The sequence below is a fragment of the candidate division KSB1 bacterium genome (assembly GCA_024655945.1).
Lineage (GTDB): Bacteria > Zhuqueibacterota > Zhuqueibacteria > JANLFK01 > Oleimicrobiaceae > Oleimicrobium.
This window is the reverse complement of the sequence record JANLFK010000006.1, coordinates 123,619-138,423: the sequence shown is the minus strand read 5'-3', so window position 1 is coordinate 138,423 and position 14,805 is coordinate 123,619. Positions and strand designations below refer to the sequence as shown.

The window sequence follows — 14,805 nt, the reverse complement described above, 5'->3', positions numbered from 1 at the left end:
TGGGTGCGAGGCCGTCTCACGCCCAAGGCGGAGGCGGTGTGTCTCGTTCTGAGAACAAGTCGAATATTTGCACAATTCCTGCTTGGCCATGGGGAGATGCGCTCGGTCCTGCGAGCGCTCCGGAAGAAGGAAGGTAGCCGCCACCAAGAAAGGGAAAAGCCGATGCACCTTGGAGAAAGAACAGGGGTATATCGGGGGGCGGTTTCGTGGAACTCGGGGCAGAAGCAGGAGGGACTGCGCGGGGCGGTCCCTGAAGGCCACAAACCTGTCACGGTGGGAAGGTGAAGGGAGGTGTCGGGACTGTGGTACGAAAGGTGGCAAAGTGGTGCCTGGCAATAGGGTGTGCCGCCGTCCTGCTGGCAGGGCAGACACGACGCGGCCGGGAAGGCGATGAAAGGCGACTGACTCCGCAAGTGCCCGGTCCGGAGGTGGCTGCGGCCCAGCAGTACGATGAACCGGCCATCCCCGCCAGCAGTGAGGTCGCGACGACGCACAGGAACCCCGAGCCCGTCAGCGGCTCTGTAGAGGCACAGCCCCAGAAGGGGCGCGAGGCTGAGGGTGTTGCTTCTTCCCAGGAGGCACCACCGCGAAAGGTGACGGGGGGCACCGGGAAAACGGAGGGTCCCCAGGAAGGCGATGGCAGTTGGATCGCGGAGGTACGCAACGGAAGCCTGGCGCGCCCTGAGCGGTTCCCGATGCGACGTGCACAGGGCGACGACGCGTCCGTGCCGGTGGATGTGCGATCTCCGGCGCGCATCGCAGAGGTCTTGGCACGCCACAATCAGGAAATCCAGGACTGCTACCGGCAGCGGGTCAAGATCAACCCGAGCCTCGAGGGGTCTATCGACCTGCGCTTCGTGGTATCGCCGGAGGGGCACGTGACGAGCGTGGAGGTGGTGGAGTCGACGCTCGGGGACCCAGAGCTTGGGTGCTCTCTGGTCAATTGCCTGCTGCGCTGGACGGACTTTGGGCGTTGTGCCCCCGGCGAAGGACCGCACACCTATCGGCAACGCTACACGTTCGGGGTGGAGAACAGATAGTCCGGCACACATGCGGAATTTGTAAAGGCGAGCAAACGGGTGCTCGCCTTTTTTCGTGCCATATACCGCGTTTTTTGACTTGCATAACTGGCAAAAAAGGGCTATATTGCAAGCGACCTGAATTATTGGTGCCTCTTTGGCAGGAGAAGTAGGAGGCAGCTACCGGACGCTCCCGCATGAGCGGACCAGTGGAGCAGAGCGAAAGGTACGACGGCAATGAGCAACATCCTCATCGTTGATGACGAACAGGACATCTTGGACGTTCTGCCCCAGGTCATGAAGAGGTGGGGCTACAATCCGATCGTGGCACGGGACGGGCGCGAAGGGCTGCAGAAGTACCAGGAGTACCCGATCGACGCGGTAGTCACCGACATGAAGATGCCGGAGATGGACGGCCTGCAGTTGCTCAAGGAGATCATGAGTCTCGACCGGCACGCGGTGGTCATCCTGCTGACGGCCTACCCTTCTCTGGACTCGGCAATTCGCGCCATGCGCGAGGGGGCGTACGACTATCTCGTCAAGCCAGTGAACCTGGAAGAGCTCAAACTCAGAATCGAGCGCGGCCTGGAGCGCAAGAGCCAGCTCAAGGCCATCCCCATGTTGCGCGGGCTCAACTGGGCACTTATTGTCAGCATCCCCCTGTGGTTGATCCTCGGCATTATCCTGGCGAAGCTCCTCCGTTAAGGCAACCCTGCCTACGAGCCTGCGAGAGACAAACATGAGCCACGAAGTAGACCCAGAAGCTCGGCGACCCGCCAGCCAGGAGGTCGATTTCCCCCTGGCCGACACTATCTCCCTGCGCACGGTGGTGAATCTGCTGCTGCGCAAGGGAGTGGTGACGGTGGAGGAACTTCTGGATGAGGAAAGCAGAAACCTTGCCTGGGGCGACACGCCCACGGCAGAAAGCCCACATGTGGTCAAAGGACGGAGGGCGGTGGGGCTCAAGCGACTGATGAGCAAGACACGGGTGACACGGCGACTGGGCACCTGGCTGTTCGGCTGGCGCTGGAAGAAGGTGCGCATCGACACGGAGCGGTGAGTGGAACTGTACCAGAGGTTGAAACGAGGCGGTGTCGTAGGTCTCCTTGCGCTCTTCTTCTGCGCGGGCACTGAGCGTGTGGGGGCACAGCAGTTCCCACAGCCCCGAGGTTATGTGAACGACTTTGCCAATGTCATCGAGCCGGAGTATGAGGCGCGCATCACCGCTGTGTGCGAGGAGGTGAAACGCAAGACCGGCGCCGAAATTGCCGTAGTGACCATGCCCAGCGTCGGCGACTACAACTACCAGGACTATGCCAATCGCCTGTTTGAGGCATGGGGCATCGGCGGCAAGGAGCAGGACCACGGTCTGCTCATCTTCAACACAGTGGCCGAGCGCAAGATCTGGATCGAGGTCGGCTATGGCTTAGAGGGGGCGATCAACGACGCGCGTGCCGGCGACATCTATCGCCAACAGATTAGGCCCTTCTTGCAGCGCGGGGAGTACGGCAAAGGGCTGCTGGCTGGCACCGTTGCCGCAGCCCAGCTCATTGCTCAGGAATACGGGGTGACCCTAAACCTCGATGAGGCGGTGAACACCGCAGGTGGATCGCGTCCAGCTGCCCGCACGGGAATTCCCCTGTGCACCATTCTTTTCGTTGTGTTCATGGTGCTGCTGTTCAGCAGAATGGGCGGCGGTCTGTTCCCCTTCCTGGTCTTTAGCTCCCTCTTCGGTTCGCCCAGGCGTGGAGGGGGTTGGGGAGGCGGGTTCGGCGGTGGTTTCGGGGGTGGCTTTGGTGGGGGCTTCGGTGGCTTTGGCGGTGGCGCAAGCGGCGGGGGAGGAGCAGGAGGTGGCTATTAGGATGACGGGCACGCCGATGCACGAGCGCCGCATTACCCCTCAGGCGAAGCCGACCTTTGTGGAGGTTTGGAATGGGTAAAGTACCGCACACACCAGAGGAAATATTCGAGGCCTTTGTTGCGGATTATCGTGCCCTCTTTGGCGAACAGCTCATCTCTATCGTTCTTTACGGCAGCGGGGCGCGCGGCGAGTATGTGCGCAAGCGCTCGGACATCAACTTCCTCGTCGTCCTCAGCGAGGAGGGCATGAAAGAGATTGGCAAGGCCCTACCAGTTGTCACCAAGTGGCGGAAGAGAAACGTGAGCCCCCCTCTGTTCATGACTCCCGAGTATATAGCCTCTTCGCTGGACAGCTTTCCCATGGAGTTTCTCTCGCTGAAGCAACATCATAGAGTCGTGTTCGGAGAGGATCCGCTGCAGCAGGTGGAGATAGACAGAAAGCTCCTCCGCCTGCAGTGCGAGCGTGAGGTGAAGGGGAAACTGCTCCATCTGCGCGAGGCCTATTTGGCCACGGCGGGGCGACGTGATCTCCTGGCCGGGCTCATCCGCCGGTCATTGACCGCATTTGTGCCGCTGTTCGAGGCGCTGCTGGTGCTCAAAGACATGGAAGTGCCGAGGAGCAGAACGGAGGTGATTGCCAAAGGGGTGGAAGCATTCGGGCTGGACGCCGCGGTGTTTTCCCAGCTCTTGCGCGTCTGGAGCGGCGAAAAGCTCAGCCGCCAGACACTCGACCGTCTGGCGCAGCAGTTTGCCTGGGAAGTGAGAAGACTGGCACTCACCGTCGACGCAATGTAGCCATGCAAGAGGAGGAGACAATGCGTAAGACTGGCTCTCTAGTCCTGATCGTCATCATCGTCGTTATCCTTTTTCTGGGATTACGCGGCTGCTCCACCTACAATGCGCTCGTGAGCACAGACGAGGAGGTCAAGGCTGTGTGGGCGCAGGTGGAGAATCAGTACCAAAGGCGTTATGACCTCATCCCCAATCTGGTGGAGACCGTCAAAGGATACGCTGCCCATGAGCGGGAGACACTGATTGCGGTGACCGAGGCGCGGGCAAAAGTCGGCCAGGCACGAAGGCCGCAAGAGGTCATCGAGGCCAACGACCAGTTGTCTTCGGCCTTGGCACGCCTGTTGGTGGTGGTTGAGCGCTATCCGGAGTTGAAGGCCAACGAGAACTTTATCCGGTTGCAGGATGAACTTGCGGGCACCGAGAACCGCATTGCCGTGGAACGGCGACGCTACACCGAGGTAGTGCAAAAGTTCAACACGATGGTGAGGCGATTCCCCACCAATATCATCGCCGGGCTGTTCAACTTTAAGGTGCGGGAGACCTTCGAGGCGGTAAGCCCAGCGCGAGAAGCCCCTCGCGTCGACTTTGGCAGAGGCGGCCGGTAGCTCGCCGCCACATTGCCGTTTTCCCCTCCCGGGTGTCGCGTGTGCGCGGGAGGGCCAGTGCCTGCCAAGAGAACCGCGAGGGAAGAAGAATGAGCGCCCTGTGGCTCGTGTTGATCGGGGTTGTGCTGCTTGTGCTTGCTTACCTTGGCTATGGGGGCTTTGTCGCCAAGAGGTTGGGGATCGACGCCGGGCGGGCGACGCCAGCGCAGACCATGAACGACGGGATCGACTATGTGCCCACGCCCGCGCCCGTGGTGCTGGGACACCACTTTGCCTCCATCGCCGGTGCGGGCCCCATCGTGGGCCCTGTGATGGCGTCCATCTTCGGGTGGCTGCCGGTGTATCTGTGGATTGTGGTCGGTGGCATCTTTGTGGGTGCGGTGCACGACTTTAGCGCGGTCGTGGCCTCCCTGCGCCATCGCGGCAAGTCCATCGGCGAAGTCATCGAGGAGCACATCGGCAGAAATGGCAAGCTGCTGTTCCTGCTTTTCTCGTGGTCGACCCTCCTGCTGGTCATCGCGGTTTTTACCCAGCTTGTGGCCAAGACTTTTGAGCAGGTGCCGTCGGTGGCCACGGCTTCCCTGCTCTTTATGCTGCTCGCCATTGGCTTTGGCTTGGCCATCTACCGGGCACGGGTGCCGCTGTTGGCTGGTACTGTTGTCGGGGTTGTGCTCCTGTTCCTTTGCGTCTACCTGGGGCAGAAGTGGCCGCTTGCACTGCCGGCTGGGGTGTGGCGCTACATGCTTCTGGCCTATTGCTTTGCCGCTGCCGTCCTGCCTGTGTGGTTCCTGCTGCAGCCCCGTGATTATCTGAACACGTATCTCCTTTATGCCCTTCTGGTCGGCGGTGCGGCGGGCATCTTCTTTGCCAGGCCGCACGTCAACATGAGCGCGCTTACCCATTTTCACACGGAGCTGGGATACCTCTTCCCCGTGCTGTTTGTGACGGTGGCCTGTGGCGCCATCTCGGGTTTCCATTCCCTGGTGGCCTCGGGCACGACTGCCAAACAGGTGGCAAGGGAGACCGACGCCAAGTTGATAGGCTATGGCGCGATGCTCATCGAGTCCTTCCTGGCGATTGTCGCGCTGCTCACCGCGGCCACCATGGCTTCGGGCCGTCTTCAGCAGCTGTACGGGGCCAAGAGCTTTGTGCAGATTTTTGCCGAGGGGGTGGGCAATTTCATGGCCCGCATCCCTCTGCTTGGCTTGAAGGCTGATGCAGCAACTACCTTCGCGGCGCTCGGAGTTTCTGCGTTCGTCTTGACCTCGCTTGACACGAGCACCAGGCTTGCCCGTTTTGTCTTCCAAGAACTCTTCGAAAGTCGCAAACAGGGGCGTGCTTTGCCCTGGGTCACGAATCGCTACATAGGCACCGCCGTCACCGTGGTGGCCGCCTGGGTGTTCTTAACGAGCGGCGGCTCGGATGCCATTTGGCCGGTGTTCGGTTCGGCCAACCAGTTGCTCGCCGCGTTGGCCCTGTTAGCGGTCTCGGTCTGGTTAGCGAAAGCGGGCCGGCGCAACGCTTTTGTGCGCTACCCGATGTTCTTCATGTTTCTGGTGACGCTGACGGCGTTAGCCTCCTTGGTGTACAAGAACGTTTTGCGGGGCAACTACCTTCTGGTGGCCGTCGGCATTGTGCTCCTTTGCTTAGCCGGGCTGCTGATCAACCAGGCAGTCCGCAGCCTTCGTGGCGCGACGGCTATGCAAAGTGAGCAGAGGTGAAACGACTGGCGAACACTCTTGTATGGGTCGCGTGCCTGAACGTGCAGAGGATAGCAAGAGCTCTCAGGTAGAAGGCTCCACTTTGAGGTGGGGTGCGTTGGCAGCCGGCCCCTTGCTTTTTCTTGGGGTTCTCTGGGGCGTGGAGGCAGGTGCCGATCTCTCCGCGGCCGGACACCGGGTCTTAGCGCTGGCGGCACTCATGGCCTGGTGGTGGATTACCGAGGCGGTACCTGTCCCGGCCACCGCTCTGTTACCGCTTGCCTTGCTGCCGGTGCTCGGCGTGCAGCCGGCGCGCGAGGTGGCGGCCTCCTATGGCGACAGCAACGTCTTCCTCTTCATGGGCGGATTCTTCTTGGCGGTGACCATGCAGCGGTGGGGACTGCACCGGCGCCTGGCCCTGCACGTGATTCGTCTGATTGGCTCGAATCCCCGCACCCTCGTGCTCGGCTTCATGGTGGCGACGGCGGCGCTCTCCATGTGGATCTCCAACACCGCGACCACCCTCATGATGTACCCCATCGCCCTGGCCTTGGTGCTGCACCTGGACGAAGGCTCGGCTGCAGAGGAGGCGCCCGCGCGCGCCCGTTTGAAGACCGCGCTGATGCTGGGAGTTGCTTATGCAGCCAGCATCGGTGGCATTGGCACGCTGATTGGCACCCCGCCCAACATCATCCTCGTTGCCCAGCTGACGCGCCTTTTCCCGAAGGCCCCCACCATTGGCTTTCTGGATTGGTTGAAGGTGGGATTGCCCTTTGTGGTGCTCTTTCTGCCCCTGAGCGGGCTGCTCCTCACGCGTGTGGTCCTTCCTTTGGGAAGAGGAAGCCTGGGGGGAGGGCGCCAGGCAATCAGGCAAGAGATAGCACAGCTGGGCCGACCTTCGCGCGGGGAATGGCTGGTGGGGCTGGTTTTTGTGATCACGGCTTTGGCTTGGGTGTGGCGCTCTGATGTGGAGGTGGGCGCGGTGCGCATCCCGGGGTGGGCAAGCCTCTTAGGACTTGGCGCGAAGGTCAACGACGCAAGCGTGGCCATGGTGGCGGCCGTGCTCCTCTTTATCCTGCCTGTGAATTTCCGGAGACGGGAGTTTTTCCTTGATTGGGAGACGGCGCGCGGCATTCCCTGGGGGTGCTGATTCTGTTCGGCGGGGGCATGGCCCTGGCCGGGGCCTTCGAGAGCTCAGGCCTTGCCGCGTGGGTGGGGCACAGACTGTCGCTGCTTCGCTCACTGCCGCCTCTGGTGCTGGTCGTTCTCGTCTGTCTGGTGACGACCTTCCTCACGGAAGTGACCTCCAACACGGCTGTTGCGTCGATCTTCACGCCGGTGTTGGCGGCCGCGGCAGTGGCCGTGGGGATGAACCCCCTGCTGTTGATGATTCCCAGCGCCATTTCGGCTTCCTGCGCGTTCATGCTGCCGGTGGCGACCCCGCCCAATGCGATTGTGTTCGCCTCCGGTCATGTGTCCATCCCGCAGATGGCCCGGGCCGGAGTGCTGTTGAACTTCTTAGGGGTCATTCTCGTTACACTGGTGGTATACGTGGTGGCAGTGCCCGCATTCGGCATCAACATGGGTGTGCTGCCAGCCTGGGCGCAATGAGAGGTGCAAGGGAGCAGAAGGCATGAGCTCTCGTCTGGTTGCTTTCCTCAGAAGCAATTGGAACCGCATCATCCGCCTGTGGGCGATGGAGATCCAGCGCTCCATCCCCAGCTATCGCTCGCGGCCGCTCTCGGAATTGTACCAGACCACTGCCAAGCACCTCGAAGCCACGATCCAGTTCATCGAAACCGGGTGCGACGACAAACTGCGGGGGTTCTTGAATGAGATTGCCCCTATGCGCATCCAGCAGGGGTTCCGCCTCTCCGACATTCAGCGGGCGTTCTTGGTGGGCAAGCGGGTCATCTGTGACTTGATTGAAGAGGCCTATGCGGAAGACCAGGGCAGCTTGCCTACTGCGTTGCGTGCGGTAGAGGAGCCGTTCAACCAGACGGTGCTGGAATACTCGGACATCTACCAGGAGTTGCAGCTCAGGGAGGTGGAAAAGCGCAGCCGGGAGGCCCTGAAGGCCGAGGAAGAGCGGCGGCTCTTGGAACAAGTGCAGGCGGAGAGGGAGAAGCTCGACCGCCTGGTGGCGGCAATCGGTGCCGACATCGCCATCATCGGCCGCGACATGCGCGTGGTATGGCACAACCGCTACCTGTGGCGCGGCGAGAGCCAAGAGGAGATCAAACTCGGCACCAAGTGCAATGTGCTGTGCTGGCACACGCAGCGGCGACATCAGGACTGTGCCACGCAGCGGGCTTTCCGCAGTGGCCAGGTGGAGCAGAGCAATGTGGAGGTGCGCAACGGTAACGGTCAGACCCGCCACTTCCAGATCGTCGCCACACCGCTGCACGGCGCCGACGGCTCTATCCCCCAAGTCCTGGAACTGGTGCGCGAGGTGACCGACATCCGCGAGCTGGAACGCCGCGTGGGCAGGCAACAGGAGTTCTTGGAGGCGGTGAGCAATGACTCGGCCGACGCCATTATCGGCCTGGATCCCTACAGTCGCATCATCTTCTGGAACAAAGGCGCGGAAGCAATCTTCGAATACCCGGCTGTGGAGATCATCAACAAGCGGATCACGGTGCTGACCCCCGCAGGTTCTGAGCGCCGAAAGCGACTTCGCCACCTCCTTGCGCAGGTGCGCCGCGACCGCTACATTCGCAACATAGAGACCATGCTCACCACCAAGAGCGGCCGCGACGTGCCGGTGGATGTCACGCTCAGCACCATCCGCGACAGGGAAGGGACGATAATCGGCTTTTCTTCGGTCATCCGTGACATTAGCGAGCGCAAGCGCCTCGAGGAGAAGGTGCTGCAATCGGAACGTTTGGCAACGGTGGGGCGCATGGCTGCCAAGGTCGCCCACGACATTCGCAATCCCCTTTCCTCCATCAGCCTCAACGTCGAACTTCTGGGCGACGAAGTTGCCAACCTCAGCCAAGCCTCCAACGAGGAGATTCGCGACCTGCTCAGTGCCATTGCCTCGGAAGTGGACCGCCTGGCGCAGATGAGCCAGGAGTACTTGGAATTCGCGCGCATTCCCAAGTTGAAACTTCAACTCACCGACGCAAACCAGCTGTTCGGCGAGCTGCTCAAGCGTTCGTTGGCAGAACTGGCGGCCAAGAAGATTGCGGTCGCCACCCGCTTCGGCGACGACCTTCCCCCCGTGCGGGTAGACCGGGCGCAGATGTACCGCGCGCTGCAGAACCTGCTGCGCAATGCGGTCGAGGCAATGCCCAACGGCGGCACCCTGACGTTGGCCACCGAGCGAAATGGCGACTGCGTGCTGATGAAGGTGGCCGATACAGGCATGGGGATCGAGGAGAGCGAGTTGCCCAAAATCTTCGAGCCCTTTCACAGTACCAAGGAGTTTGGCACCGGCTTGGGGTTGACCATCACCCGCCACCTGGTGGAAGAGCACGGGGGCGCGGTCACGTGCCGCAGCAGGGTGGGCGAGGGGAGCGAGTTCGTCATCGCGCTCCCGGTGCAGGGGGTGAAAAGGGAAGAGTTGCTGTGAATTCTGCGGAAAAGACAATACTGGTCGTTGATGACGAGAGCGATCTGCGCGACTCCTTGGGAAAGGTGCTGCGCAAGGAGGGCTATGTCGTGCTCCTGGCCGAAGGCGGCGAGCGCGCCTTGGAACTTTTGGCCAGCAAGCACGTAGACTTGGTGCTCACCGACTTGCGCATGCCGCAGATGAGCGGCATGGACCTGCTGCGCCGCATTAAACAGCAGTGGCCAGACATCGAGGTTCTGGTGCTGACCGCCTACGGCACGATCGAGGGGGCCGTGGAGGCGATGCGCGCCGGTGCCTATGACTTTGTCACCAAGCCGCTGAAGCGCGCCGAGTTGGTCCAGGCCATCCGACGGGCCGCCGAGCGCCAGAGTCTGGCCATGGAGAACCGCTACCTTCGCCAGGAACTGGAGGGTCGCCGTGGCTACCAGCTGGTGGTCGGCCGCAGCGGGGCGATGCGGCGGGTCATGGAATGGGTGGAGCGCCTGAGCGCCATCTCTTCCACCGTGCTTATTACCGGCGAGAGTGGCACAGGCAAGGAGCTGGTGGCCCGCGCCATTCACGCGCGCAGTCCCCGGGCCGAAAAGCGCTTCGTGGCCATCAACTGTGGTGCCATCCCGGAAAGCCTCATGGAAAGCGAGCTCTTTGGCCACACTCGGGGCGCATTCACCGGGGCCATTCGCGACAAAGACGGCCTGTTCAAGGTTGCCGCCGGTGGCACCCTGTTCCTGGACGAGATCGGAAGCGTCCCCTTGGCGTTGCAGATCAAGCTCCTGCGGGCCATAGAAGAAAAGGAGATCCTCCCCGTCGGGAGCACGACGCCAATCCCTGTGGACGTGCGCATTATCGCTGCCTCCAACCGCGACTTGGCCAAGGAGGTGGAAAGGGGCACTTTCCGCGAAGACCTCTACTATCGCCTGAATGTGGTGGGCATCGAGATCCCACCGTTACGCGAGCGCAAGGAGGACATCCCGGAGCTGGTGCAGTATTTTATCGCCCTGCACGCGGCCGAGCTCAACTCCAAGGTGGAGGGGATCGACGACGAAGCCATGGCCGCCCTGATGGCTTATGACTGGAAAGGAAACGTGCGGGAGCTGGACAATGTCATCGAGCGGGCGATGATTCTGTGCGACCGGCCTCTCATCGGCGTGGCGCACCTTCCGGTGAACCTCCAGCCCAATCTTTTCGAGCGACCTGGACGATCGCGGCGCCTCAAAGACGCGGTCAAGGACTTTGAGCGGCAGCACATCATGGCCGTGCTCCGGCACACCGGCCACGACAAAGAGCGTGCTGCGGAGATTCTTGGGGTGAGCCAGTCTTCTCTCTATCGCAAGATGGCGGAGTTGGGGATTCCGACCACGTCGGCCCATTCTTAGTTTTGGGAAGGCCCTCAGATGCCTTTCCCAATTGCGGGAACCAACGCACAGGGGAGCATGGCGAAGGAAGCGCCGCCACCGTTAAGTGCGTGAACAAAGGGGAAGTTGCGCTGCGCAGCGGCATTGAGCGCATGGCACAGTTCTTGAAAAGCTTCCGATCACCGACACGCTCACCATTGTTGAGGTCTGGATTAGGAGCAGAAAGCAACATCAGGACCGTGCCATGGCCACGCAGACGCCGCAATTCCGCGTGCTCATCGTGGATGACGACTATGAATTCCGCGTGTCGTTAGGGAAGGCGCTCGCCAAGCAGGGGTACCAGGTGGAGCTGGCCGCCGATGGCGTCGAGGCCTTGCGCGCCGTGGAGAGAGGCAACTTTGACCTGGTCATTACCGACCATCGCCTTCCAGGTGTGCTGGGGATCGACTTGCTGCCGGAGATCAGACGGCGCAGTCCCCATTCGGCGGTGATCCTGGTGACCGCCTACGGCGACGATTCTGTGCGGCAGCGCGCCCGCGAGGCAGGAGCCTTCGCCTTCTTGGATAAGCCTATCAAGCGCGAGGAGATTCTTACCTTGGTGGTGCAGACCCTGGCGCGCAGGGACCGGACCTTGCACCCTGGCCCATGAAGGCCAGGCGAGGTGCTTTTTGGTTGGAGAATTCCGGAATGGAGCAAATCAGAACCGAAGAGATCCTCGAAATCGTCGACAAGCACTGTGCCGCCGGTGGCGACACCATAGCGATTCTGCACGACCTTCAGAACAAGTACGGGTTCCTTCCTGAGCAGGCATTGCGCATAGTGGCGGAGCAGTTGCACCGTCCGCTGGTGGATGTGTACGGCGTGGCGACGTTTTATCGGTCTTTTCGCCTCAAGCCGCGCGGCAAGCACCTGATTTCCGTGTGTATGGGCACAGCCTGCCATGTGCGCGGCTCGCCGCTGGTGGTGCAGGAGTTCCAGCGCCAGCTGGGCATCGCGGCCGGATAGACCACTTCCGACAGGCAATACACGCTGGAGACGGTGAACTGCCTGGGCGCGTGCGCCTTAGGCCCAATGGTCGTTGTGGACGGCCACTACTTCCCCCCACTTGGCCAAGACCAAGGTGCGGCACGTGCTTGACCGTACGCAGGAAGGACTCGACAAGGTGGACGTTGCCACTGACGAGCGTGTCTTTTCGGTGCAGGTCAATTGCCCGCGCTGCAACCATAGCCTCATGGATCCGGACTACCTCATCGACGGCCACCCGTCCATCTGGCTAACCATTTCCTTCGGGCAGAAGCACGGTTGGATTCGTCTGTCGTCGCTCTACGGCAGCTACACCATTGCCTCAGAGCACGAAATCCCCATGGACACGATCATCGACAACTTCTGTCCGCACTGTCACGCCGAGTTAGTGGGGGCGTCCAATTGCACCGAGTGCGGGGCGCCGATGTTCCCCATGGTCGTGCGCGGAGGTGGCATGGTGCAGATCTGCTCGCGGCGCGGCTGCAAGAGCCACATGCTCGACCTGTACGGGGTGAACTTCTGACCGGCTACTGTCGACCCCTGGGGCCAAAGGATCGGAACGCCAACAGTAAAGCGAGATTATGAGACGACTCAACTTCATTGACGAGTTCTACCACCTGCAGCAGATCCTCCTCGCCGACCACGACCCCACCATGCCGACCATCGTTATCTCCGCAGGCACGTGTGGGCAGGCCAGCGGCGCCAATGACCTCATCCGCATTGCCAAGCGCGAGCTGCTCAACAAGGGCCTCACCGACAAAATCCGCTTGCTCATTACCGGCTGCCACGGCTTCTGCGAGATGGAGCCCTCGGTGCTGGTGGAGGCGGCCCGGACGTTCTACCCCAAGGTGACCATGCCGGACATGGTGCGGATTGTGGAGGCCGTGGCCAAAGGCGAGGTCATCGAGGAGTTGCTGTACGTCGACCCGGTGACAGGCGAGCGCTTCGCCAAGCAGGACGATTTGCCTTTCTTCCGCAAGCAGGTGCGCACCATCCTCAGTCGCAATGAGCGCCTGGACCCCATCCGGATCTACAACTACATCGTGCACGGAGGGTACAGTTGGTTTGTGAAAGTCCTTGCCCGCCGCAGTCCGAGTTGGGTCATCGAGGAGGTGAAGGCGTCGGGCTTGCGTGGTCGCGGCGGCGCTGGTTTTCCCACCGGCAAGAAATGGGAATTGTTGGCCACCCAGCCGGACGGTCGCGGCAAGTATCTGGTGTGCAATGCCGACGAGGGCGACCCCGGCGCCTACATGGATCGCAGCGTGCTGGAGGGCAACCCGCACAGCATCATCGAGGGGATGCTCATCGGGGCCTACGGCACGGGCGCCACGGAAGGCGTCATCTACGTGCGTGACGAGTACCCCCTTGCCGTCAAGCATCTAATCATTGCCCTGCGCCAGGCACGCGAGTTTTGGGCCTGTTGGGCGAGAACATCCTGCGCACTGGCTTATCCTTCGACATCCGCTTAGTGCGCGGCGCCGGCGCGTTCGTCTGCGGCGAAGAGACCGCCCTCATGCACTCCATAGAGGGCAAGGTGGGCGAGCCCCGGCAGCGGCCGCCTTTCCCCGTACAAAAAGGGATCAACGGCCGGCCCACGGCCATCAACAACGTGGAGACCTGGGCCAACATTCCGGTGATCTTTGAGATGGGGGCGGAGAAGTTTGCCAGCATCGGCACCAAGGGCAATTCCGGAACCAAGATTTTCGGCCTGGTGGGCAAAATCCGCAACACCGGCTTGGTGGAGGTGCCGATGGGGATCACCATCAAGGAGATTGTCTACGACATCGGCGGTGGGCCGTCTGGCAAGGCAAAGATCAAGGCGGTGCAAACTGGGGGCCCTCGGGCGGCTGCGTCCCGGCCAGCCTCTTTGACCTGCCCATCGACTACGACAGCCTGGCCCAGGCCGGCTCCATCATGGGTTCCGGCGGGATCATCGTCATGGACGAGAACACCTGCATGGTGGATGTGGCCAAGTACTTCATGAACTTCCTGCGCGACGAGTCCTGCGGCAAGTGCTTCACCTGCCGGAAGGGGACGCAGCGCATGTGGGAGATAGTCGACGACATCTCGCGCGGAAAGGGAAGCGATGGACAGCTTGCGCTGCTGCAGGAGCTGGCCGAGGTGGTCAAGGACACCACCATGTGCGGTCTGGGGCAGACGGCCTCCAACCCGGTGCTCTCCACGCTGCGGTACTTCCGCCACGAATATGAGGAGCACATCCAGAAACACCTCTGCCAGGCAGGCGTGTGCAAGGAGCTGGTGGGTGCGCCGTGTCAGTCGGCCTGTCCGCTTGGGACGGAGGCCTGGCGTTACGTGGCGCACATCGCCCGTGGCGAGTACGAGGAAGCCTACCGCGCCATCCGCGAGGCTAATCCATTTCCCTCCGTCTGAGCGCGCGTCTGTCATCATCCATGCGAGGAGCGCTGCCGGGCCGGGGCGATTAGCGGCCAGGCCATCGCCATTCGCGCCCTCAAACGCTTCATCACCGACCGCATGGACCCCATGGCCTACAGGCCGAAGCGCACCAAGAAAGTCCTGAAGACCAGCCCGGCGGTGGCCATCGTCGGGGCCGGGCCGGCCGGTCTGACTGCTGCCCACTATCTGTCCCTCATGGGATACCGGGTGAGCATCTTCGAAGCCGAACAGCGCCCTGGCGGCATGATGTTGAGCGCCATCCCCGCCTATCGCTTGCCCAGAGAGGTGCTGGAGAAGGAGATCGACTCGCTCCTGGACAAATACATCAGCGTCAACTATGGCGTGTCCCTCGGGCAGGACATCACCATCGATGGCCTGTTCCAGCAGGGATTCAAGGCCATCTTCCTTGCTCTTGGTGCGCACAAGAGCCGCCGTCTCGGGATCGAAGGAGAGGATGCCGCCGGG

At 61.8% G+C, this 14,805-nt stretch carries 14 protein-coding genes and 3 pseudogenes; all 17 read left to right on the top strand.

Annotated elements, in window-relative coordinates; genetic code table 11:
• The first annotated feature begins 302 nt into the window (after window positions 1-302).
• The 17 genes and pseudogenes from NUW13_09505 to NUW13_09425 all read left to right on the top strand — a co-directional run bounded on the left by NUW13_09505 (window position 303) and on the right by NUW13_09425 (window position 14,784).
• Window positions 303-1,040 (top strand): TonB family protein, encoded by a 738-nt coding sequence (locus tag NUW13_09505; GenBank protein ID MCR4439257.1) that lies wholly within the window; start codon window positions 303-305, stop codon window positions 1,038-1,040.
• Window positions 1,041-1,256: 216 nt separating this feature from the next.
• Window positions 1,257-1,724 carry a response regulator gene (locus tag NUW13_09500; protein ID MCR4439256.1) on the top strand — a complete coding sequence of 156 codons (468 nt, stop codon included), beginning with the start codon at window positions 1,257-1,259 and terminating at the stop codon, window positions 1,722-1,724.
• 34 nt (window positions 1,725-1,758) lie between these two features.
• Window positions 1,759-2,079, top strand: coding sequence for a hypothetical protein (locus tag NUW13_09495; GenBank protein MCR4439255.1), 321 nt, complete (start codon window positions 1,759-1,761; stop codon window positions 2,077-2,079).
• Complete coding sequence (locus NUW13_09490) at window positions 2,080-2,880, top strand: TPM domain-containing protein (protein ID MCR4439254.1); 801 nt, start codon at window positions 2,080-2,082, stop codon at window positions 2,878-2,880.
• A 71-nt stretch (window positions 2,881-2,951) separates the two neighbouring features.
• A complete protein-coding gene (locus NUW13_09485) occupies window positions 2,952-3,674 on the top strand; it encodes a nucleotidyltransferase domain-containing protein (protein MCR4439253.1) in 723 nt (240 codons plus the stop codon).
• Window positions 3,675-3,694: 20 nt separating this feature from the next.
• On the top strand, window positions 3,695-4,276 hold the full coding sequence (locus NUW13_09480; protein MCR4439252.1) for a LemA family protein: 582 nt from the start codon (window positions 3,695-3,697) through the stop codon (window positions 4,274-4,276).
• Between the two features lie 89 nt (window positions 4,277-4,365).
• The gene (locus tag NUW13_09475; protein MCR4439251.1) at window positions 4,366-5,997 is read left to right on the top strand and encodes a carbon starvation protein A; all 1,632 of its coding nucleotides are present in this window, start codon (window positions 4,366-4,368) and stop codon (window positions 5,995-5,997) included.
• A 22-nt stretch (window positions 5,998-6,019) separates the two neighbouring features.
• Window positions 6,020-7,587: pseudogene (locus NUW13_09470) on the top strand (SLC13 family permease).
• A 22-nt stretch (window positions 7,588-7,609) separates the two neighbouring features.
• Complete coding sequence (locus NUW13_09465) at window positions 7,610-9,550, top strand: PAS domain S-box protein (protein ID MCR4439250.1); 1,941 nt, start codon at window positions 7,610-7,612, stop codon at window positions 9,548-9,550.
• A complete protein-coding gene (locus NUW13_09460) occupies window positions 9,547-10,923 on the top strand; it encodes a sigma-54 dependent transcriptional regulator (GenBank protein ID MCR4439249.1) in 1,377 nt (458 codons plus the stop codon). The genes NUW13_09465 and NUW13_09460 overlap by 4 nt, the downstream gene beginning before the upstream one ends.
• 223 nt (window positions 10,924-11,146) lie before the next feature.
• Entirely contained in the window at window positions 11,147-11,551 is a 405-nt protein-coding gene (locus tag NUW13_09455) for a response regulator (protein ID MCR4439248.1), read from the top strand.
• 38 nt (window positions 11,552-11,589) lie between these two features.
• Window positions 11,590-12,039, top strand: a pseudogene (locus NUW13_09450) (NAD(P)H-dependent oxidoreductase subunit E).
• On the top strand, window positions 12,032-12,448 hold the full coding sequence (locus NUW13_09445) for a hypothetical protein (protein ID MCR4439247.1): 417 nt from the start codon (window positions 12,032-12,034) through the stop codon (window positions 12,446-12,448). Before NUW13_09450 ends, NUW13_09445 begins: the two are co-directional and overlap by 8 nt.
• Before the next feature lie 58 nt (window positions 12,449-12,506).
• Window positions 12,507-13,394 carry a hypothetical protein gene (locus tag NUW13_09440; GenBank protein ID MCR4439246.1) on the top strand — a complete coding sequence of 296 codons (888 nt, stop codon included), beginning with the start codon at window positions 12,507-12,509 and terminating at the stop codon, window positions 13,392-13,394.
• Window positions 13,394-13,909 carry a hypothetical protein gene (locus NUW13_09435; protein ID MCR4439245.1) on the top strand — a complete coding sequence of 172 codons (516 nt, stop codon included), beginning with the start codon at window positions 13,394-13,396 and terminating at the stop codon, window positions 13,907-13,909. The genes NUW13_09440 and NUW13_09435 overlap by 1 nt, the downstream gene beginning before the upstream one ends.
• Window positions 13,864-14,316 (top strand): hypothetical protein, encoded by a 453-nt coding sequence (locus NUW13_09430; protein MCR4439244.1) that lies wholly within the window; start codon window positions 13,864-13,866, stop codon window positions 14,314-14,316. Before NUW13_09435 ends, NUW13_09430 begins: the two co-directional genes overlap by 46 nt.
• 219 nt (window positions 14,317-14,535) lie before the next feature.
• Window positions 14,536-14,784, top strand: a pseudogene (locus NUW13_09425) (4Fe-4S ferredoxin).
• Window positions 14,785-14,805 lie beyond the last annotated feature (21 nt).